The sequence below is a fragment of the Enterobacter cloacae complex sp. P42RS genome, assembly GCF_014930595.1.
In the GTDB taxonomy this organism is placed as follows: domain Bacteria; phylum Pseudomonadota; class Gammaproteobacteria; order Enterobacterales; family Enterobacteriaceae; genus Enterobacter; species Enterobacter bugandensis.
Genome location: NZ_JADBRK010000025.1, coordinates 20,986 through 40,998, shown reverse-complemented (window position 1 = coordinate 40,998; position 20,013 = coordinate 20,986). Strand labels below are relative to the sequence as shown.

Below are 20,013 nucleotides of genomic sequence, written 5' to 3'. Positions count from 1 at the left end.
CGTTGCGAGGTGGCGTATATTACGCTTTCCTCTTTCAGAGTCAACCCGTTATTTCAGGATTTTTTCTCTTCAACCAACCGGGTTAACTGTGAAGTGATTCACATCCGCCGTGTCGATGGAGGCGCATTATAGGGAGCTGCCGAGGAATGACAAGCGGAAATATGCATTTTTATTTCGACCGCTCACCTTTTCGCCAAAAAGTCTATTTCTGATGCTTTTTTATCTCTTTTGGCAGCTCTGCCAGACTATTAATCACCCAATCCGCTGCACTTTCTGCTTCTGGTGTTACGGGCTTACCGGTACGCACTAATATTTTGGTACCCACTCCCGCCGCTGCGGCCGCCTGCATATCTTCCAGCTTATCGCCCACCATATAAGAAGCAGCCATATCAATGTGCAAGAACTCCTGCGCAGAGTTAAACATGCCCGGATGCGGTTTACGGCAGTCGCAGGTCTGACGATACTCTTCTACCGTTCCCTGCGGGTGGTGCGGGCAGTAGTAAATGCCATCAAGATCGACCCCGCGATCGGCCAGCGACCAGTCCATCCACTCCGTCAGCGTCTCAAACTGCGCTTCGGTGAACTTACCGCGCGCGATGCCGGACTGGTTCGTTACGACCACCAGCGCATAGCCCATCTCTTTTAGCTGGCGCATTGCCTCTATAACGCCGTCGATAAATTCGAATTCATCGATCTCATGCACATAACCGTGATCCACATTAATAGTGCCATCACGGTCGAGAAAAATTGCGGGTACTGATTTTGCCACCGGTTTGCTCCTGAAAAAGGCCTGTTGAGCTAGTATCTCATGAATCGCAGCGCAATAAAGTGCTCATCGTACAGAGTTGGATTGATTTAGACGTCTGGATGCCTTAACATCCGTTTTGTTTACGGTCATCACCCGTATCTGGCAGAAGAAAATGCCACGGCTAACTTACATACGATAAAAATAATCTAATGATTAAACTTTCCAATATCACCAAAGTGTTCCAGCAGGGGAACCGAACCATTCAGGCGCTGAACAACGTCAGCCTGCATGTTCCTGCTGGTCAAATTTATGGCGTCATTGGCGCATCGGGTGCGGGTAAAAGCACGCTGATCCGTTGTGTTAACCTGCTTGAGCGCCCAACCCAGGGCAGCGTAGAAGTTGGCGGTCAGGAACTTACCGCCCTTTCAGAAAAAGAACTCACCAAAGCGCGCCGTCAAATTGGCATGATCTTCCAGCACTTTAACCTGCTGGCTTCCCGCACGGTGTTCGGCAACGTCGCCTTACCGCTGGAGCTGGATAACACGCCGAAAGAAGAAGTGAAGCGTCGCGTTACCGAACTGCTCGACCTCGTGGGTCTGGGTGATAAGCATGATAGCTACCCGGCAAATCTGTCCGGTGGGCAGAAGCAGCGTGTTGCTATTGCCCGCGCGCTGGCCAGCAACCCAAAAGTACTGCTGTGCGACGAAGCTACCAGCGCACTGGATCCGGCCACCACACGTTCTATTCTGGAACTGCTGAAGGACATTAACCGTCGCCTGGGCCTGACGATCCTCCTTATTACGCACGAGATGGACGTGGTGAAACGCATCTGCGACTGCGTGGCGGTCATTAGCAACGGTGAACTGATCGAGCAGGACACGGTAAGCGAAGTATTTTCCCATCCGAAAACGCCGCTGGCGCAGCAGTTTATTCAGTCCACGCTGCATCTGGATATTCCAGAAGATTATCTGGAGCGTTTGAAAACCGAGGCAACGGCGGACAGCGTCCCGATGTTGCGTATGGAATTCACCGGTCAGTCCGTTGATGCCCCTCTGCTTTCCGAAACCGCGCGTCGCTTTAACGTGAACAACAACATTATTAGCGCGCAGATGGATTACGCCGGTGGCGTGAAGTTCGGCATCATGCTGACGGAAATGCACGGCACTCAAGAAGAAACCCAGGCCGCAATCGCCTGGCTGCAAGAACATCATGTAAAAGTAGAGGTACTGGGTTATGTCTGAGCCGATGATGTGGCTACTGGTTCGCGGCGTTTGGGAAACGCTGGCAATGACCTTTGTATCGGGTTTCTTTGGTTTTGTGATTGGCCTGCCGGTAGGCGTACTGCTGTACGTGACGCGTCCGGGTCAAATCATTGAGAACGCGAAGCTCTACCGCACGCTCTCCGCGCTGGTGAATATCTTCCGTTCCATCCCGTTTATTATTCTGCTGGTGTGGATGATTCCTTTTACCCGCGTGATCGTCGGCACATCGATTGGTCTGCAGGCGGCTATCGTTCCGCTGACCGTAGGCGCTGCGCCGTTTATCGCCCGTATGGTGGAGAACGCCCTGCTGGAGATCCCAACCGGTTTGATTGAAGCTTCTCGTGCAATGGGGGCAACACCTATGCAGATCGTCCGCAAGGTTCTGCTGCCTGAAGCACTGCCGGGCCTGGTGAACGCGGCAACGATTACGCTTATTACTCTGGTAGGGTATTCCGCGATGGGCGGTGCAGTTGGCGCTGGCGGTTTAGGACAGATTGGTTATCAGTACGGCTATATTGGATATAACGCTACCGTGATGAATACCGTTCTGGTATTGCTGGTTGTTCTGGTTTACTTAATCCAGTTCTCTGGCGATCGCATCGTCCGGGCTGTTACGCACAAATAACGTTACACACAACACAAACTCGATGAGTTAAGGATAAAACATGGCGTTTAAATTAAAGACCTTTGCAGCAGTAGGCGCGCTGATTGGATCTCTGGCACTGGTGGGTTGCGGTCAGGACGAAAAAGATCCAAACCATATTAAAGTGGGCGTTATCGTAGGTGCAGAACAGCAGGTTGCTGAAGTTGCTCAGAAAGTGGCGAAAGAAAAATACGGGCTGGACGTTGAGCTCGTAACCTTCAACGATTACGTTCTGCCGAACGAAGCGCTGAGCAAAGGCGATATCGACGCCAACGCCTTCCAGCATAAGCCATACCTGGATCAGCAGATCAAAGATCGCGGCTATAAGCTGGTTGGCGTGGGTAACACCTTCGTCTACCCGATTGCAGGCTACTCCAAGAAAATTAAATCGCTGGACGAACTGCAGCCGGGCTCTCAGGTAGCCGTGCCTAACGATCCAACCAACCTCGGACGCTCCCTGCTGCTGCTGCAGAAAGTGGGCCTGATCAAACTGAAAGACGGCGTTGGCCTGCTGCCAACCGTTCTGGATGTCACCGAGAACCCGAAAAATCTGAAAATTGTTGAACTGGAAGCACCGCAGCTGCCGCGTTCTCTGGACGATGCGCAGATTGCCCTGGCCGTTATCAACACCACTTACGCCAGCCAGATTGGCCTGACGCCAGCGAAAGACGGTATCTTCGTTGAAGATAAAGACTCTCCGTACGTTAACCTGATCGTGACTCGCGAAGATAACAAAGACGCGGAAAACGTGAAGAAGTTCGTTCAGGCCTATCAGTCAGACGAAGTTTACCAGGAAGCCAACAAAGTGTTTAACGGCGGCGCTGTTAAAGGCTGGTAATCTCACCTCAGTGTAATATCATCAGGACGGGCTTATGCCCGTCTTGTCATTTGTGCAGTCACCTGATTCAATATCTGACGTTTTGATTATCCATTGAGGAATTATTATGCGTGCTTTACCGATCTGTCTTTTAGCACTCATGCTGAGCGGCTGTTCTATGCTAAGCAGATCTCCTGTTGAACCCGTTCAAAGCACGGCAACCCCGCCAAAAACAGAGCCTGCAAAACCGAAAGTGGTTCGCCCTGCGCCGGTTCGAATTATCACCAAGGCTGACGAACTGGTCGGCAAACCGTTCCGTGAACTGGGTGAAGTGAGCGGTGAATCCTGTCAGGCAACCAATCAGGACTCTCCACCGAATATCCCGACTGCGCGTAAACGCATGCAGATTAACGCCGCAAAAATGAAAGCTAACGCGGTGCTGCTGCACAGCTGCGAAGTCACCAGCGGCACGCCGGGCTGCTACCGTCAGGCGGTTTGCATCGGTTCTGCGCTGAACATTACGGCGAAATGAGTGCATTTCAGTTTGAGCAAATAGGCGTTATCCACTCTCCGTATAAAGAGAAGTTCGCCGTGCCCCGCCAGCCCGGTCTGGTCACCAGCGGCAGCGGCGAGCTTCATCTTCAGGCACCTTATAACCAGGCCGATGCGGTACGCGGGCTCGAGTCTTTCAGTCACTTATGGGTGGTATTTGTTTTTCACCAGACAATGGAAGGCGGCTGGCGTCCCACCGTGCGTCCCCCGCGCCTGGGCGGAAATGCGAGAATGGGCGTGTTTGCGACTCGTTCGACCTTCCGCCCCAATCCGATCGGGATGTCGCTGGTTGAACTGAAAGGCATACGTTGCCAGAAGGATCAGGTCATCCTTGAGCTGGGCAGCCTGGACCTGGTTGACGGCACGCCGGTTATCGACATTAAACCCTATTTGCCTTTCGCCGAATCCCTCCCGAATGCGCGTGCAAGCTACGCTCAGGACGCACCGCAGGCGGATATGCCAGTCTCGTTTACGCCTGAGATAGCCTTACAGCTGAGTCAGCTGGAGAAACGCTATCCTCGCTTACGGCATTTCATCACTGAAGTTCTGGCACAGGACCCCCGTCCGGCCTACCGTAAAGAAGAGGAAGCAGGAAAGACGTACGCCGTCTGGCTGCTGGATTTTAACGTGCGCTGGCGCGTCACTGGGGCAGGTTTCGAAGTGTTTGCCCTTGAACCCAGGTAATTTTGTTCTCCTCTCTTTTGGCATCTTTGCCACACTGGTAAACTAAACCACTTTTTTTGTGTCAGGCTGGCGTTTCAGCCTGTTCCAATCGTCGAAATGGAACCGTAACAACATGCGTACTAGCCAATATCTGCTCTCCACTCTGAAGGAGACACCTGCCGACGCCGAAGTGATCAGCCATCAGCTGATGCTGCGCGCCGGGATGATCCGCAAGCTGGCCTCCGGGTTATACACCTGGCTTCCGACCGGCGTGCGCGTCCTGAAAAAAGTCGAAAACATCGTGCGTGAAGAGATGAACAACGCCGGTGCTATCGAGGTGTCCATGCCCGTGGTTCAGCCCGCTGACCTGTGGCAGGAGAGCGGTCGTTGGGAGCAATATGGCCCAGAACTGCTGCGCTTCGTCGATCGCGGCGAGCGTCCGTTCGTTCTCGGTCCAACGCATGAGGAAGTCATTACCGATCTGATTCGTAATGAACTGAGCTCTTACAAACAGCTGCCGCTGAACTTCTTCCAGATCCAGACCAAGTTCCGTGACGAAGTGCGCCCACGTTTCGGCGTGATGCGCTCTCGCGAATTCCTGATGAAAGATGCCTACTCTTTCCATACGTCACAGGAATCGCTGCAAGAGACCTACGACAAAATGTACGAGGCTTACAGCAAAATCTTCTCCCGCATGGGTCTGGATTTCCGCGCTGTGCAGGCTGATACCGGCTCCATCGGCGGTAGCGCGTCCCATGAGTTCCAGGTTCTGGCGCAGAGCGGTGAAGACGACGTGATCTTCTCTGACTCTTCAGACTACGCGGCGAACATCGAATTTGCAGAAGCGCTGGCACCAAAAGAACCTCGCGGTGCGGCAACGCAAGAGATGACGCTGGTTGATACGCCAAATGCGAAAACCATCGCCGAGCTGGTTGAGCAGTTCAGTCTGCCAGTCGAAAAAACCGTGAAAACGCTGCTGGTGAAATCCACCGAAGGCAGCGCTTACCCGCTGGTTGCCCTGCTGGTGCGTGGCGATCATGAACTGAACGAAGTGAAAGCCGAAAAGCTGCCGCAGGTCGCCAGCCCGCTGACGTTCGCCACGGAAGCGGAAATCCGCGCCGTCGTGAATGCCGGCCCAGGCTCTCTCGGTCCGGTGAATATGCCGGTTCCTGTCGTTATTGACCGCACGGTTGCTGCAATGAGCGACTTCTCCGCGGGTGCTAACATCGACGGTAAACATTACTTCGGCATCAACTGGGATCGCGACGTAGCGACGCCGGAAGTAGCTGACATCCGTAACGTGGTTGCAGGCGACCCAAGCCCGGACGGCCAGGGTACGCTGATGATCAAGCGCGGTATCGAAGTGGGCCACATCTTCCAGCTGGGTGATAAATACTCTCGTGCGCTGAACGCCGCCGTTCAGGGTGAAGATGGCCGTAACCAGATCCTGACCATGGGCTGCTACGGTATCGGGGTAACGCGCGTGGTGGCTGCGGCCATCGAGCAGAACTACGACGAGCGCGGCATCGTCTGGCCGGACAATATCGCGCCGTTCCAGGTGGCCATTCTGCCAATGAACATGCACAAGTCTTACCGCGTGCAGGAGCTGGCCGAGAAGCTGTATGCCGAGCTGCGCGCTCAGGGTATCGAAGTGCTGATGGATGACCGTAAAGAGCGTCCGGGCGTGATGTTTGCCGATATGGAACTGATCGGTATCCCGCACACCGTCGTCATCGGCGACCGTAACCTCGACAGCGATGAGATTGAATACAAATACCGTCGCAGCGGCGAAAAACAGATGATCAAGACCGGCGATATTCTTGATTACCTGGTGAAAGCCGTCAAAGGCTAAACAAAAAACCCCGCTCTGGCGGGGTTTTTTAATGGCTCAACGTCAAATTATTTACTGTTACAGTCTTTACCCGCGGCAAACTTCGCGTCTTTATCTGCCACCAGCGTTTTCACCATCTCCCCGCTATCCGGGTTTGGCTCCAGCGTAAAGTGGCCGTCAACCGTCAGCAATACCGGCTTGCTGTCATTGCCGCGCGCCACGGCGTAATCACGTTCAAGCTGCGCATTGTTTGCCACGCTGACTTTCTTACCGGTAGCGCAGTCAGTAAAGATCGCCGCATCCGCCATATAGAAATACATCCCCCGCATCGCCATTGGCGTGGCTGGCAGCGACGCTTTCACCGGCGTCAGCGTGTAGTTGAGCTGGGATTCAATCGGATTGCCTTCCCGGTCGAGCATTTCCATGTTCTCACCTTTAGGGCGGAACCAGGTTTTGTCACCGGTGGTATCTGTCAGGACCAGCTTCTCCGCCGTACGCGCCCATGTCCCGTAGGTGGCAAATGAAGAGGGTTCTTTCGCGCCCTGGTAGCGTTGGTTCATCACCCAGGTACCGTCTTTTTGCAGGAACAGTGACGTTTCAATGCCTTCGCAGTCCGCGCAAGGCAATACGCCGCGCCAGCTCTGCTGCATTGGCTTTAACTCTTCATTCTGCGCTGGCTGCAAAACCTGCGTTTCAGAACGGTTGTTACACCCGAAAAGCGCAAACAATGTACTCACTGCCAGCGCTGAAAATAATGCTTTTTTCACAATGAATTCCTTATGAAAATTGTGTTCCCTTTCGTCACTCCATCGGGCGACGAACTTTACCGCGCAATGCTTTCACTGTGGATTTTTGGGCTTTCGAGGACAGCCGACGCTCTTTCGATGCGCGGGTTGGCCGTGTTGCCCGGCGGCTTTTTTGTACTGCCGTTAACTCTTTGATGACCGCCACCAGCCTGGCTAGCGCCGCCTCCCGGTTTAATTCCTGGCTGCGATACTCCTGGGCTTTGATCACAATCACGCCATCGCTGGTGATCAGATGATGGCTGGCGGCAAGCAGGCTTTCTTTATAATACTCTGGCAGGCTTGATGCCCGAATGTCAAAACGCAAATGGATAGCCGTCGACGCCTTGTTGACGTGCTGTCCGCCCGCGCCCTGAGCACGGATGGCGGCGATCTCCAGCTCGCTATCAGGGATGCTGACGCTTCGGGACAAGACGATCATGACGCAGGCTGCCAGGCTGTCAGATGAATTTCCAGATTATTCTGAGAGTCAGAAAGCCAGATGGCTCCGTCCTGGATCGTTGCCTGCAGCGCCATCGTCCGGCTGGCGAACTCGCTCAGCTGCGCCAGCTGTTCATCATCCAGATACCAGACGACGAGATTTTTAAACTGCGCGCATTTATTCTTATTTTGCTGCCACCAAATCTCCGCCGCGCGCTGGTTATAGGCGAATAACGCCACTTCCGCAGACTGAGTACACGCCTTCTTAATCCTGCGCTCGTCCGGCAGACCGAGTTCAATCCATAAATCGATCCCCAGATGGTCGTTGCGCAGCCAGGCTTCAGGCTCGTCTTCCGCACTTAACCCACGGGTAAACTGCAGACGTTCATCAGCATACTTAATCCACGCCAGCAGGCGCAGCATCATACGCTCCTGTGTTTCGGAGGGGTGGCGTGCCAGCGTAAGCGACGCATCCAGAAACTGGTTGCGATCAAGATCGGCCACGTTGACCACTGCTTTATAAATTGTCGCTTTCAGCGCCATGAGAGAACTCCATTCGAATCAGCCGCACATTGTAGCGAAAACGGAGGCAAAAGGCTGTTACCGAGTAATAAATACACCGCTATCAAGGCGCTGATATTGCTTAAATGAGTATGGTATAGTCACCTTGCTAAACCGAGTTTATCTTCGTAGGCTTAATGATATCTCACAGTAAGTCAGTGCGCTGGCGGGAGGGGATGTGAATAATTATTGTGAGTTAATTCGCAAACGGTATGCGGAAATCGCCAGCGGAGATCTGGGGTATGTCCCGGACGCGTTGGGCTGTGTATTGAAAGTGCTTAATGAAGTGGCCTCTGATGAGAGCCTTTCAGAATCGGTCAGGGAAAAAGCAGCGTATGCTGCGGCGAATTTACTGGTGAGCGATTATGTCGATGAATGATACTTATCAACCCATCAATTGTGATGACTATGACAACCTCGAACTCGCCTGCCAGCATCATTTAATACTGACGCTGGAGCTAAAAGATGGCGAAGTGTTGAAGGCGAAGGCCAGCGATCTGCTTTCACGCAAGAATGTGGAATACCTGGTCGTGGAAGATGCCGGTGCGACGCGCGAGCTGCGTCTGGATAAAATAGCCAGCTTCAGCCACCCGCAAATCGGCACCGTCGTGGTGAGCGAATCCTGATGACACTAACGGGCAGCCGGGCTGCCCGTTACGCTTTCCGCCACTCGAAGCTGGCCCCCTCTTCTGTCCACCCCTCTTCCGTGATGAACACCCCTGCAGCAGCAATCAGCGTTTCACCGTAGAACAGCAGCGGCGTGGTGTCGCGTAGCCACGGCGGCACGTTGTACTCCTGCCATATCTTTTTCAGCTTCCGTCCCCCGTTGCGTCCGACGATATGCAGCAAGCCGCCAGCCTTAAAGCGCACGCTGACGGGTTCTCCGGGCTTTGGCAGACGCACATGCCCAGTCGGCATCAGAGAGACACTCCCCGCGTCACGGGGCAATATCAGCGGTGCCTCTGGTGAGGTCCAGTGAAGCACCACATCGGTCAGCGAGGGGGAGTATTTTACCCACCAGAGTTTGCCTTTATAGCGTCTGACCTCATATCCGCTGAGGTGTACGCAGGGGGAAGCATCTTCCCGCGCCTGCGCGACTTCGTCCCAGATACGGCTCAGCATTGCCCGCGACGGCATCGCAGCATGATGAGTGGCGAGCCAGCGACGTAACAGCGCGGCCCGACGCGCCGGGCTTATCGCCTCCAGAGGCGCAATTGCCAGCGCTCCGTCTTCTGAAATGAGGTCAGACAGCTCCTCGCTGAGTAACTCATCCAGCAGGCTTTCCTGTTCGGCACACAGCATGGCGCTTCTTGCCGTCGCGTCGGCGAAATGCGGCCAGCGCTCACTTAAAAGCGGGAGGACGCGCAGACGCAGGAAGTTACGATCGTAGCTGTCGTCCTGGTTGCTCTCATCTTCGATCCAGCTCAGCTGATGTTCCCGCGCCCAGGCTTCCAGCGACGCGCGTGTCTCGCCAAGCAACGGCCGTAATAATTGCGTTCCGGCAAAATCAGAACGTGCCGGCATGGCGGAAAGCCCCGCGGGTCCGCTGCCCCGCTTAAGCGCCAGCAAAAAGGTTTCGCACTGATCGTCCAGATGCTGCGCCGTGACCAGCGCTTCGCCGGGCAGCAATACGCCTGCAAAAGCGGTATAGCGGGCTTTACGCGCCTGCGCCTCAATACCCAATCCTTCATCAGCAAGCGTGACGCGCTCAACGATGAGCGGGATAGCCCACGCCTCACACAAGGCTTCACAGTGCGCCACCCACTCCTCTGCATGACGGCTTAGTCCGTGGTGGATATGTATAGCCCGAAGCTGGACGCCAGGGTCCCGGTCGCGCCAGAGCTTAAGGCGATGCAGCAACACGGTGGAATCCAGGCCACCGCTAAACCCCACCAGCAGCTGGCGGTACGGTGAAACGGCTTGTGCGATAGCGGGTAAGGTCATAGGAAATTACACATAAAAAATGCCCGAACTGAGCGGGCATTATCACACAGGACAAACATTACTGCTGGTAAAGCTCCAGCGGCAGGCCGTCCGGGTCGTTAAAAAAGGTAAACCGCTTGTCGGTAAACGGATCGACGCGGATCGCCTCGCACGTCACGCCGTGCGCTTCCAGGTGTTTTACTGCGCTATCAAGGTCATCAACGCTGAAAGCCAGATGACGCAGGCCGCAGGCTTCCGGGCGGGACGGACGCGAAGGCGGGAAAGGAAAAGAGAACAGCTCAATCACATACTGCCCGTTTAGCGCGAGATCGCCCTTCCAGGAGTCACGCTCCTCGCGGTAGGCCTCGCTCATGAGCGTAAAGCCAAGAATGTCGCAGTAGAAGGCCTTACTTTTCGCGTAATCGGTGGCGATGATCGCAATATGGTGAACCGCTTTTAAACCCAGCATAGCTTCTCCTTTTTATGATGCCTGAACGTTACAACCGAAAACCCACACCTGGCAAGCGGTCACCTTTATTTTAGGACTCGCACCCAGTACACGCCGTTTTCATCGCGCTTCGCGCCGTGGATATCCGTTTCAAAGCCTGGATAGTGACGTCCTACCGAACAGAGCATAAGCAGAAAATCGAGTACCGCCCGGCTCTCCTCGGTGATCATCTCACCCGGCATCAGCAGCGGCACGCCCGGCGGGTACGGCAGGATCATATTGGCCGATACGCGGCCAACCAGATTTTCCAGCTCAACGGTTTCGACTTCGCCTTTCACCTGCCGCTGCCAGGCCTTGTGCGGCGTCAGCTTCATATCAGGCAGGACGTCAAACGCCTGTAGCATCAGGCGCGGCAGATCGTGCTGACGGATCAGCCGGTGGATCCCCTGGGCCAGATCCTGAATGCGCATGTTGCGGTAAAAGTCAGGATCTTCCGCGTAGAGATCCGGCAGCATGTTCTTCACCCGCAGGTTGAGATCATAGGCGCGCTTGAACTCCATCAGCCCGCGGAGCAACCCCATCGCCCGTGTTTTATCGATCCCGATGCTGAACAGGAACAGCAGATTGTAAGGACCGGTTTTTTCCACCACCACACCGCGCTCGTCAAGGAACTTCGCTACCAGTGCAGCAGGGATCCCCTCCTCGCCCATCACGCCCTGTTCGTCCATGCCCGGCGTCAGGATCGTCACCTTAACCGGATCGAGGAACATATGGTCCGCATCAGCATCCCGGAAGCCGTGCCAGCTCTCTCCCGGCGCGACGGGCCAGCACTCCGCCTCGTCGATCTCTTCCGGCTGCCAGATATCGAAGAACCAGCCGTCGGCCTCATCCTTCAGCCGCTGGACCTCTTTACGGAAATGCAGCGCCCGTTCCACCGAGCGGTTAATCAGGCGTTTACCCGGATTGCCGCGCAGCATCGCCGCCGCCGTCTCGATAGAGGCCACTAGCGGATAGCTCGGTGAGGTGGTGGTGTGCATCATAAAGGCTTCGTTAAACGTATCCTCGTCGTACTCGCCTTTAATATGGATTAACGAAGCCTGCGAAAACGCGGCCAGCATTTTGTGCGTCGACTGCGTTTCGAAAAATACCTTGCCCGGCACGCGCTCGCCGCTCATCCCGCTTTTGCCCGAGTAAATCGGGTGGAAGTTGGTATAGGGCACCCACGCGGAATCGAAGTGGATCGACGGTACGTCCAGCGTCTGCTTGATCCAGTTCGTGTTATACAGCAGACCGTCATAGGTGGAGTTGGTGATTACCGCATGGACAGGCCAGCTTGCATCGGGGATCGCCGCAACCTTACTTTCGATGGCCTGGTGCGTGAACTCCCGGCGCGGAATGCCGCCGAGGATACCGAGCGCGTTACGCGTGGGTGACAGCCAGATCGGGACGACGTCGCTCATCATCAGCAGGTGCGCCAGCGATTTATGGCAGTTACGGTCAATCAGCAGGGTGCTGCCGGCAGGCGCGGCGTACATCCCGACGATTTTGTTCGAGGTCGAGGTGCCGTTGGTCACCATATAGCTCTGCTCGGCGCCAAAGGTGCGGGCGATATACTCTTCGGCTTCCAGATGCGGGCCGGTGTGATCCAGCAGAGAACCCAGTTCTGTCACTGAAATCGACACGTCTGCTTTCAGGGTGTTGCCGCCGAAGAAATCATAGAACAGACACCCCACCGGGCTTTTTTGATAGGCCGTTCCGGCCATGTGTCCCGGCGTACAGAAGGTGTATTTCCCCTCTTTCACATAGGTGAACAGCGCGCGCGTAAACGGTGGCGTGATGTTATCAAGGTATTCACCGGTGTACTGCTGAATGCGGGTCGCAATGTCCTCGGCCACGCCAAGCGCGTATTCGAAGAACCACAGCGCCATGCGCATATCGTGCGCGCTGACGTCCATAGTCGAGTGAGTGTTGATAAAGGCGTAGAGCGGAAGGTATTCATTCAGCCTGTTGATCTCGCTGCACAACTCCATGTCGTATTCGTCCCAGTCGAATATCACGCCACAGATGCGCGGATTATGTTCGATGAATTTCAGCAGATCGGCGCTGTTTTGCGGCCAGATTAGCTGATATCCGCGTGCTTTAAGGGCTTGCTCCAGCTCCTTGATGGGCTCGTCTTTATAAAAGACGCCGTGTGGCCCCATGATGGCGATGATGTTCATGGTTTACCTCCTTGAAAAACATCAGATAAGCATAGTTAAGGTAAACGGCAGGTATAAAAAAAGCCGCAACAATGTGCGGCTTTTCAGATAATTGTGAAGCTTACGCGTAACCGTAGGTCATCAGACGCTGGTAACGACGGTTGAGCAGGTCTTCTTTGCTCAGGACGTCCAGATCGGCCAGGTCGGCCAGCAGCTGTGCTTTCAGGGAAGCAGCCATCACTTCCGGCTTACGATGCGCGCCGCCCAGAGGCTCCGGGATAACGGTGTCGATCAGCTTCAGCTCTTTCAGACGCGGCGCAATGATGCCCATCGCTTCCGCGGCCAGCGGCGCTTTGTCGGCGCTTTTCCACAGAATGGACGCACAGCCTTCCGGGGAGATAACGGAATAGGTGCTGTACTGCAGCATATTCACTTTATCGCCCACGCCAATCGCCAGCGCACCGCCGGAACCACCCTCACCGATAACGGTACAGATGACCGGTACCTTCAGACGAGACATCTCGCGCAGGTTGCGTGCGATAGCTTCAGACTGGCCGCGCTCTTCCGCGCCTACGCCTGGGTATGCACCCGGCGTGTCGATGAAGGTGATGATTGGCATGTTGAAACGCTCGGCCATCTCCATCAGACGCAGGGCTTTACGGTAACCTTCTGGTGCAGGCATACCGAAGTTACGACGGATCTTCTCTTTGGTTTCACGGCCTTTCTGATGACCAATGATCATCACCGGACGTCCATCCAGACGCGCGATGCCGCCGACGATAGCTTTGTCGTCAGCGTAAGCGCGATCGCCTGCCAGTTCGTCAAATTCGTCAAACGCCAGGCGGACGTAATCCAGGGTGTACGGACGCTGTGGGTGACGCGCCAGCTGGGCGATCTGCCATGCGCCGAGATCGGCAAAGATTTTGCGCGTCAGTTCTACGCTTTTTTCGCGCAGACGATGCACTTCTTCGTCGATGTTAATATCCAGTTTTTCATCCTGACGGCTTACCGCTGTCAGAGAATCGATTTTCGCTTCCAGCTCAGCAATCGGCTGTTCGAAATCAAGGAAATTCAGACTCATAGTATTCCTGTATTAGTCAAACTCCAGTTCCACCTGCTCCGAACCAATGAGGCCACGGAGATCGTTCAGTAAACGATCGCTCGGAGAGACACGCCACGTTGCACCAAAGCGCAACCGCGCACGTGCATCCGCCCTCTGATAGTAGAGATGTACTGGAATGGTCCCCGAGCGGTGGGGTTCCAGAGACTGACGGAGTCGGTTTAAAAGCTGGTCATCAATTTGCCTGTCCGTCAGCGAGATAGCAAGCCCGCGAGCATATTTTTCCCGGGCTTCGTCAATGTCCATCACTTCGCGGGCGGTCATTTTAAGCCCCCCGCTGAAGTCATCAAAGCTGACCTGTCCGCTGACGATAAGTATGCGGTCTTTTTCCAGCAATTGCTGGTATTTATCCAGCGCGTCGGTGAACAGCATCACCTCCAGACGCCCGGAACGGTCATCTAACGTACAGATGCCGATACGATTGCCGCGCTTGGTGACCATTACCCTTGCAGCAATCACGAGCCCCGCAGCCGTGGTGATCTTACCACGTTCTGTCGGATGCATGTCTTTAAGCCTGTGGCCGCCGACATAGCGCTCAATTTCTTTAAGATACTGGTTGATCGGGTGCCCCGTCAGGTACAGACCTAACGTTTCCCGCTCTCCATCCAGCACCACCTGTTCTGGCCACGGCTGGCAGTTGGAATAGGACTGCTCGATCTGCTCTGGCTCTTCCGCCAGCACGCCGAACATATCCGCCTGGCCAATGGCTTCCGCTTTTGCATGCTGATCGGCCGCCTTCAACGCATCGCCGAGCGAGTTCATCAGCGCGGCACGGTGTGGCCCCAGCCTGTCAAACGCGCCGGACATGATCAGTTTTTCCAGCACGCGGCGGTTCAGTTTTTTGGTATCGGTACGGGCGCACAGATCGAACAGCTCACGGAAGTAGCCGCCGTTATTACGCGCTTCGATGATCGCCTCGATCGGCCCCTCACCCACGCCTTTGATCGCGCCGATCCCGTAGACGATCTCCCCGTCATCGTTAACGTGGAAATGGTACAGACCCGAGTTAATATCCGGCGGCAGGATCTTCAGCCCCATGCGCCAGCACTCGTCCACCAGGCCAACCACCTTCTCAGTGTTGTCCATATCGGCGGTCATTACCGCCGCCATAAACTCAGCGGGATAGTGGGCCTTGAGCCACAGCGTTTGATACGAAACCAAAGCATAGGCGGCGGAGTGAGATTTGTTAAATCCGTACCCGGCGAATTTCTCCACCAGGTCGAAGATTTTCATCGCCAGTTCGCCATCGACGCCGTTTTTCTTCGCCCCATCTTCAAAGATGGAGCGCTGCTTGGCCATCTCTTCCGGCTTTTTCTTACCCATCGCACGACGCAGCATGTCCGCGCCGCCAAGGGTATAGCCGGAAAGCACCTGGGCGATCTGCATGACCTGTTCCTGATACAGGATGATGCCGTAGGTCGGCTCCAGCACCGGTTTCAGGCTTTCATGCTGCCACTGTACGTCCGGGTAGGAAATCTCTTCGCGCCCGTGTTTACGGTCGATAAAGTTATCCACCATCCCTGACTGCAGCGGGCCCGGACGGAACAGGGCCACCAGTGCGATCATATCTTCGAAGCAGTCGGGCTGCAGGCGTTTAATCAGATCTTTCATGCCGCGGGATTCAAGCTGGAAGACGGCTGTTGTCTCCGAGCGCTGCAGCATGTCGAAACTTTTCTTGTCATCCAGCGGGATGGCCGCGATATCCAGCGGCGGCTCGCCGTTCTTCTCGCGGCGGGCGTTGATCATCTCCAGCGCCCAGTTGATGATAGTCAGCGTGCGCAGGCCGAGGAAGTCGAACTTCACCAGCCCGGCGTATTCCACGTCGTTTTTATCGAACTGGGTGACCGGGTGCTGGCCCGCTTCGTCGCAGTAGAGCGGCGCAAAGTCGGTGATTTTGGTCGGGGCGATAACCACGCCCCCCGCATGCTTACCGGCGTTACGCGTCACGCCTTCCAGCTTACGCGCCATGTCGATCAGCGCTTTTACCTCTTCATCAGCTTCGTAGATTTCCGGCAGCTGAGGTTCAGCTTCAAAGGCTTTTGCCAGCGTCATGCCCGGATCGGGCGGCACCAGCTTTGAAATACGATCGACAAAACCGTACGGATGACCCAGCACGCGGCCCACGTCGCGGATAACCGCTTTCGCCGCCATGGTACCGAAGGTAATGATCTGCGAAACCGCGTCACGACCGTACATATCGGCCACGTGCTCAATCACCTGGTCGCGTTTTTCCATGCAGAAGTCGACGTCGAAGTCGGGCATGGAGACACGTTCCGGGTTAAGGAAACGTTCGAACAGCAGGTCAAATTCCAGCGGATCGAGGTCGGTAATTTTCAGCGCATACGCCACCAGTGAGCCCGCACCCGAGCCACGGCCCGGACCTACCGGCACGCCGTTATCCTTCGACCACTGGATAAACTCCATTACAATGAGGAAGTAGCCCGGGAAGCCCATCTGGTTAATCACCTGGAGTTCAATATCCAGGCGTTCGTCATACTCCGGACGACGTTTTTTACGCTCTTCTTCATCCGGGAACAGGAATTCGAGACGCTCTTCCAGACCTTCTTTCGATTTCATGACCAGGAAATCTTCCGTGGTCATGTCCCCGGTCGGGAACTGCGGCAGGAAGTATTCGCCGAGGCGCACGGTCACGTTACAGCGCTTGGCAATCTCTACGCTGTTTTCCAGCGCTTCCGGAATGTCGGAGAAGAGCTCGCACATCTCCTCTTCGCTGCGCATATACTGCTGCGATGAGTAGTTCCGCGGACGCTTTGGATCGTCGAGGGTGAAGCCATCGTGGATAGCGACGCGAATTTCATGCGCATCAAAATCGCCGGACTCCAGGAAACGCACGTCATTCGTTGCCACCACGGGCAAGCCGCGCTCTTCTGCCAGCGCGACAGCAGCGTGCAGATAGTTCTCTTCATCCTGGCGGCCGGTGCGAATCAGCTCCAGATAGTAACGATTCGGGAAGTACTCTTCATAGAACGAGACGCACTGATCCACCAGCGCGCTGTTACCGCGCAGCAGGGATTTACCGACATCGCCCATGCGGCCGCCGGAGATCAGCAGCAGCCCTTCGTTCAGCTCAGCCAGCCATTCCCTGTCAATCCACGGACCCAGCGCCCCATAACCGCGCTGATAGGCTTTTGAGATAAGCAGAGTGAGGTTTTGGTAACCCGTATTGTTCATCGCCAACACGGAGATTTGCGTCAGTTCATCGCCGATGAGATCGCTCTGCACATGGAAATCCGCACCGACGATAGGCTTCATCCCCGCGCCATGCGCCGTCCCGTAGAACTTAACCAGGCCGCACAGGTTGGTAAAATCGGTGATCGCCAGCGCAGGCATGCCAAGCGAGGCCGCCTTTTTTACCAGCGGCCCGGTCTTTGCCAGCCCATCGATCATGGAGTAGTCGCTATGCACCCGCAGGTGTACGAAACGTGGTTCAGCCATCTTCAGATCCCGCGTTACTTAATTGCTTGCGTCTTGATTCAGGACACCAGTCCCAGCGCGCGCTTCACCGGGCCAAAGCTGCGCCGATGATGTTCAGTTGCGCCATGTTCAGCCAGCTTTTCCAGATGGAAAGCCGTTGGATATCCCTTATGCTGGGCGAAACCATACGCGGGATAGGTGAGGTCCAGCGCGGCCATTTCGGCGTCGCGCGTCACTTTGGCAATAATAGAAGCTGCACTGATCTCTGCGACGCGGCTGTCGCCTTTAACGACGGCCATCGAAGGCATCGGCAGCGCCGGGCAACGGTTACCGTCGATCAGCACATATTCAGGCACAACCTTCAGGCCAGCAACGGCTCGCTGCATTGCCAGCATCGTGGCGTGCAGAATATTCAGTTCGTCGATTTCATTCGGCTCTGCGCGCCCGACGCTCCACGCCAGCGCCTTCTCTTTAATTTCATCGAACAGCGCCAGGCGGCGTTTCTCACTGAGTTTTTTTGAGTCGTTCAGACCCATAATCGGGCGCGTTGGATCGAGGATCACCGCCGCGGTCACCACGGCACCGACCAACGGGCCGCGCCCGACTTCATCCACTCCGGCAACGAGGTGCGTGTGGGGATAAGTAAATTCCATCATTTTGCTAACTCCAGCACTGCATCAGCCGCCTGCTCATCAGCATTACAGCGGATCTGCTGATGCAGTTCACGGAAAGTATCGTGCATCTGGTGGCTGGTCTTGCCGTTGGCCAGCAGCGGCAGCAGGGCATCCGCAAGCGCCTGCGGCTGGCACTCATCCTGCAACAGCTCTTTAACCAGCTCGCGCCCGGCAAGCAGGTTTGGCAGGGAGACATAATCCGTTTTCACCAGACGTTTTGCCAGCCAGAAGGTAAACGGCTTCATGCGATAACCGACCACCATCGGGCATTTCGCCAGCATACACTCCAGCGCTGCCGTGCCGGAAGCCAGCAGTGCGGCATCGCTTGCATACATGGCTTCCCGCCCTTTCCCGTCGAGAAGACGAACGTGAAGATCCGGGGCAACGTCGGCTTTGATACGCTCGAACTGCTCGCGGCGTTTGGCATTCACCAGCGGCACAACCACTTCAAGATCGGGCCAGGTCTGGCGAAGAATTTGCGCGGTCTTCAGGAAATCAGCGCTCAGCATCTCGACCTCTGCGCCACGGCTGCCCGGCAGCAACGCCAGACAGTGCACATCATGCGGGATACCCAGCACGTCTCGCGCCGCGTTTTTATCCGGATCCAGCGGCATCGCATCCGCCATGGTATGACCGATAAAACGGCACGGAACATTAAATCTGTCGTAAAACGCTTTTTCGAAAGGCAGGAAAGCCAGCACCAGATTGGTGGACCGTCCGATTTTGAAAACGCGTTTCTGTCGCCACGCCCAGACGGACGGACTGACATAGTGAATGGTTTTGATGCCCTGCTTTTTCAGATTACCTTCGAGGGTAATGTTGAAATCAGGTGCATCGATACCGACAAACACATCGGGTTTGAGTTCGGTAAAGCGGCGGGTGAGATCGGCACGAATATGCAGCAGGCGTCGCAGGCGCCCCAGCACCTCGACGATGCCCATCACGGCCAGCTCTTCCATTTCATAACAGGCTTCACAGCCTTCGGCCTGCATCAGCGGGCCAGCCACGCCAACAAAGCGAGCATTGGGTACGCGCGCCTTAAGCGCCCGGATGAGACCTGCACCAAGAATATCGCCGGAGGTTTCTCCGGCGACCAGGGCTATCGTAAGCGGACGACTGTCGACCATTAACGAATCAGACCCCTCGTGGAACGGTCAAAGAACTCCATGAACGCGTTCACTTCAGGATGCTTATTCGCCAGCTCGGCAATTTCCGGCTTCGCCTCTTCCAGCGTTTTACCGCTACGGTACAGCAGTTTGTACGCGTTGCGGATAGCAGTAATCGCTTCGCGGCTAAAGCCACGACGCTTGAGGCCTTCGATGTTCACGCCAAACGGCGTGGCATGGTTGCCCTGCGCAATCACATACGGCGGGACGTCCTGCGCCACACCGGAGCATCCGCCGACCATCACGTGTGCACCAATGATGCAGAACTGATGGACTGCGGTCATGCCGCCAATAATTGCGAAGTCATCAACCGATACGTGTCCTGCCAGCGTTGCGTTGTTGGCAAGAATACAGCGATCGCCCACGGTACAGTCGTGCGCAATGTGCGCATTCACCATGAACAAGTTGTCGCTGCCCACCTTCGTCAACCCACCACCCTGCACTGTTCCACGATGAATGGTGACGCTTTCGCGAATACGGTTACGATCGCCAATTTCCAGACGGGTCGACTCACCAGCATATTTCAGATCCTGGTTAACTTCGCCGATGGAAGCGAACTGATAGATCTCGTTATTGCAGCCAATGGTCGTGTGACCATTCACGACAACGTGAGATTTCAGTACTGTACCCTCACCAATTTCGACATGGGGTCCAACAATACAGAACGGGCCAATGTGGACGTTTGCGCCAATAATGGCACCGGTTTCCACAATAGCGGTAGGATGAATAAAGGCGGATTTATCAATCAC

20 protein-coding genes are annotated in these 20,013 nt (G+C 55.4%); 8 read left to right on the top strand and 12 right to left on the bottom strand.

Features of this window, described 5'->3' with window-relative positions; genetic code table 11:
• Positions 1-202 precede the first annotated feature (202 nt).
• Positions 203-769, bottom strand: a complete 567-nt coding sequence (gene gmhB, locus IM314_RS20625) for a D-glycero-beta-D-manno-heptose 1,7-bisphosphate 7-phosphatase (protein WP_028015601.1) — start codon at positions 767-769, stop codon at positions 203-205.
• 188 nt (positions 770-957) lie between these two features.
• Here gmhB and metN point away from each other — a divergent pair, with 188 nt between their 5' ends.
• From metN to proS, 6 genes are all read left to right on the top strand, one after another.
• The gene (gene metN, locus IM314_RS20620; protein WP_028015600.1) at positions 958-1,989 is read left to right on the top strand and encodes a methionine ABC transporter ATP-binding protein MetN; all 1,032 of its coding nucleotides are present in this window, start codon (positions 958-960) and stop codon (positions 1,987-1,989) included.
• Positions 1,982-2,635, top strand: a complete 654-nt coding sequence (locus IM314_RS20615) for a methionine ABC transporter permease MetI (RefSeq protein WP_003856130.1) — start codon at positions 1,982-1,984, stop codon at positions 2,633-2,635. Before metN ends, IM314_RS20615 begins: the two co-directional genes overlap by 8 nt.
• Before the next feature lie 40 nt (positions 2,636-2,675).
• Positions 2,676-3,491, top strand: coding sequence for a methionine ABC transporter substrate-binding lipoprotein MetQ (metQ, locus tag IM314_RS20610; protein WP_014168729.1), 816 nt, complete (start codon positions 2,676-2,678; stop codon positions 3,489-3,491).
• Between the two features lie 106 nt (positions 3,492-3,597).
• A complete protein-coding gene (gene rcsF / locus IM314_RS20605; RefSeq protein ID WP_008501883.1) occupies positions 3,598-4,002 on the top strand; it encodes an Rcs stress response system protein RcsF in 405 nt (134 codons plus the stop codon).
• Positions 3,999-4,706 (top strand): tRNA (N6-threonylcarbamoyladenosine(37)-N6)-methyltransferase TrmO, encoded by a 708-nt coding sequence (tsaA, locus tag IM314_RS20600; protein WP_041911179.1) that lies wholly within the window; start codon positions 3,999-4,001, stop codon positions 4,704-4,706. The genes rcsF and tsaA overlap by 4 nt, the downstream gene beginning before the upstream one ends.
• A gap of 112 nt (positions 4,707-4,818) precedes the next feature.
• Positions 4,819-6,537, top strand: a complete 1,719-nt coding sequence (gene proS / locus IM314_RS20595; RefSeq protein WP_041911180.1) for a proline--tRNA ligase — start codon at positions 4,819-4,821, stop codon at positions 6,535-6,537.
• A gap of 47 nt (positions 6,538-6,584) precedes the next feature.
• Here the strand turns inward: proS and nlpE are convergent, their stop codons facing one another.
• Genes nlpE through IM314_RS20580 form a run of 3 tightly spaced genes read right to left on the bottom strand, consistent with a single transcriptional unit; the run spans position 6,585 to position 8,282 of the window.
• Positions 6,585-7,283, bottom strand: coding sequence for an envelope stress response activation lipoprotein NlpE (gene nlpE / locus IM314_RS20590; RefSeq protein WP_041911181.1), 699 nt, complete (start codon positions 7,281-7,283; stop codon positions 6,585-6,587).
• A gap of 34 nt (positions 7,284-7,317) precedes the next feature.
• Entirely contained in the window at positions 7,318-7,740 is a 423-nt protein-coding gene (gene arfB, locus IM314_RS20585) for an alternative ribosome rescue aminoacyl-tRNA hydrolase ArfB (RefSeq protein WP_028015595.1), read from the bottom strand.
• Positions 7,737-8,282, bottom strand: a complete 546-nt coding sequence (locus tag IM314_RS20580; protein ID WP_045631177.1) for a YaeQ family protein — start codon at positions 8,280-8,282, stop codon at positions 7,737-7,739. Before IM314_RS20580 ends, arfB begins: the two co-directional genes overlap by 4 nt.
• A 196-nt stretch (positions 8,283-8,478) precedes the next feature.
• Between IM314_RS20580 and IM314_RS20575 the strand changes: the two genes are divergently transcribed.
• The gene (locus IM314_RS20575) at positions 8,479-8,679 is read left to right on the top strand and encodes a YaeP family protein (protein ID WP_008501889.1); all 201 of its coding nucleotides are present in this window, start codon (positions 8,479-8,481) and stop codon (positions 8,677-8,679) included.
• Positions 8,666-8,926: a Rho-binding antiterminator gene (gene rof, locus IM314_RS20570; RefSeq protein ID WP_028015593.1), complete on the top strand. Its 261-nt coding sequence runs from the start codon at positions 8,666-8,668 to the stop codon at positions 8,924-8,926. Before IM314_RS20575 ends, rof begins: the two co-directional genes overlap by 14 nt.
• Positions 8,927-8,954: 28 nt before the next feature.
• On the opposite strand, the gene tilS is transcribed toward rof, so the two are convergent.
• The 8 genes from tilS to lpxA all read right to left on the bottom strand — a co-directional run bounded on the left by tilS (position 8,955) and on the right by lpxA (position 20,013).
• A complete protein-coding gene (gene tilS / locus IM314_RS20565) occupies positions 8,955-10,244 on the bottom strand; it encodes a tRNA lysidine(34) synthetase TilS (protein ID WP_193359310.1) in 1,290 nt (429 codons plus the stop codon).
• A 58-nt stretch (positions 10,245-10,302) separates the two neighbouring features.
• Positions 10,303-10,692, bottom strand: coding sequence for a VOC family protein (locus IM314_RS20560; protein WP_028015591.1), 390 nt, complete (start codon positions 10,690-10,692; stop codon positions 10,303-10,305).
• Positions 10,693-10,757: 65 nt separating this feature from the next.
• On the bottom strand, positions 10,758-12,890 hold the full coding sequence (locus tag IM314_RS20555) for a lysine decarboxylase LdcC (protein ID WP_047363657.1): 2,133 nt from the start codon (positions 12,888-12,890) through the stop codon (positions 10,758-10,760).
• 100 nt (positions 12,891-12,990) lie between these two features.
• Positions 12,991-13,950, bottom strand: a complete 960-nt coding sequence (gene accA, locus IM314_RS20550; RefSeq protein ID WP_013095666.1) for an acetyl-CoA carboxylase carboxyl transferase subunit alpha — start codon at positions 13,948-13,950, stop codon at positions 12,991-12,993.
• Between the two features lie 12 nt (positions 13,951-13,962).
• The gene (gene dnaE / locus IM314_RS20545; protein ID WP_041911187.1) at positions 13,963-17,445 is read right to left on the bottom strand and encodes a DNA polymerase III subunit alpha; all 3,483 of its coding nucleotides are present in this window, start codon (positions 17,443-17,445) and stop codon (positions 13,963-13,965) included.
• A gap of 38 nt (positions 17,446-17,483) precedes the next feature.
• Positions 17,484-18,080: a ribonuclease HII gene (gene rnhB / locus IM314_RS20540; protein WP_193358084.1), complete on the bottom strand. Its 597-nt coding sequence runs from the start codon at positions 18,078-18,080 to the stop codon at positions 17,484-17,486.
• Positions 18,077-19,225, bottom strand: coding sequence for a lipid-A-disaccharide synthase (lpxB, locus tag IM314_RS20535; RefSeq protein ID WP_193359311.1), 1,149 nt, complete (start codon positions 19,223-19,225; stop codon positions 18,077-18,079). The genes rnhB and lpxB overlap by 4 nt, the downstream gene beginning before the upstream one ends.
• Positions 19,225-20,013, bottom strand: coding sequence for an acyl-ACP--UDP-N-acetylglucosamine O-acyltransferase (gene lpxA / locus IM314_RS20530; RefSeq protein ID WP_023310462.1), 789 nt, complete (start codon positions 20,011-20,013; stop codon positions 19,225-19,227). The genes lpxB and lpxA overlap by 1 nt, the downstream gene beginning before the upstream one ends.

Bases quoted from the DNA above. Each gene is read 5' to 3' on its own strand.
- lpxB (WP_193359311.1), bottom strand. From the start codon at position 19,225: ATGGTCGACAGTCGTCCGCTTACGATAGCCCTGGTCGCCGGAGAAACC.
- IM314_RS20580 (WP_045631177.1), bottom strand. From the start codon at position 8,282: ATGGCGCTGAAAGCGACAATTTATAAAGCAGTGGTCAACGTGGCCGAT.
- IM314_RS20555 (WP_047363657.1), bottom strand. From the start codon at position 12,890: ATGAACATCATCGCCATCATGGGGCCACACGGCGTCTTTTATAAAGAC.
- dnaE (WP_041911187.1), bottom strand. From the start codon at position 17,445: ATGGCTGAACCACGTTTCGTACACCTGCGGGTGCATAGCGACTACTCC.
- arfB (WP_028015595.1), bottom strand. From the start codon at position 7,740: ATGATCGTCTTGTCCCGAAGCGTCAGCATCCCTGATAGCGAGCTGGAG.
- metN (WP_028015600.1), top strand. From the start codon at position 958: ATGATTAAACTTTCCAATATCACCAAAGTGTTCCAGCAGGGGAACCGA.
- rnhB (WP_193358084.1), bottom strand. From the start codon at position 18,080: ATGATGGAATTTACTTATCCCCACACGCACCTCGTTGCCGGAGTGGAT.
- rcsF (WP_008501883.1), top strand. From the start codon at position 3,598: ATGCGTGCTTTACCGATCTGTCTTTTAGCACTCATGCTGAGCGGCTGT.
- metQ (WP_014168729.1), top strand. From the start codon at position 2,676: ATGGCGTTTAAATTAAAGACCTTTGCAGCAGTAGGCGCGCTGATTGGA.
- tsaA (WP_041911179.1), top strand. From the start codon at position 3,999: ATGAGTGCATTTCAGTTTGAGCAAATAGGCGTTATCCACTCTCCGTAT.
- rof (WP_028015593.1), top strand. From the start codon at position 8,666: ATGTCGATGAATGATACTTATCAACCCATCAATTGTGATGACTATGAC.
- IM314_RS20560 (WP_028015591.1), bottom strand. From the start codon at position 10,692: ATGCTGGGTTTAAAAGCGGTTCACCATATTGCGATCATCGCCACCGAT.
- proS (WP_041911180.1), top strand. From the start codon at position 4,819: ATGCGTACTAGCCAATATCTGCTCTCCACTCTGAAGGAGACACCTGCC.
- IM314_RS20615 (WP_003856130.1), top strand. From the start codon at position 1,982: ATGTCTGAGCCGATGATGTGGCTACTGGTTCGCGGCGTTTGGGAAACG.
- tilS (WP_193359310.1), bottom strand. From the start codon at position 10,244: ATGACCTTACCCGCTATCGCACAAGCCGTTTCACCGTACCGCCAGCTG.
- accA (WP_013095666.1), bottom strand. From the start codon at position 13,950: ATGAGTCTGAATTTCCTTGATTTCGAACAGCCGATTGCTGAGCTGGAA.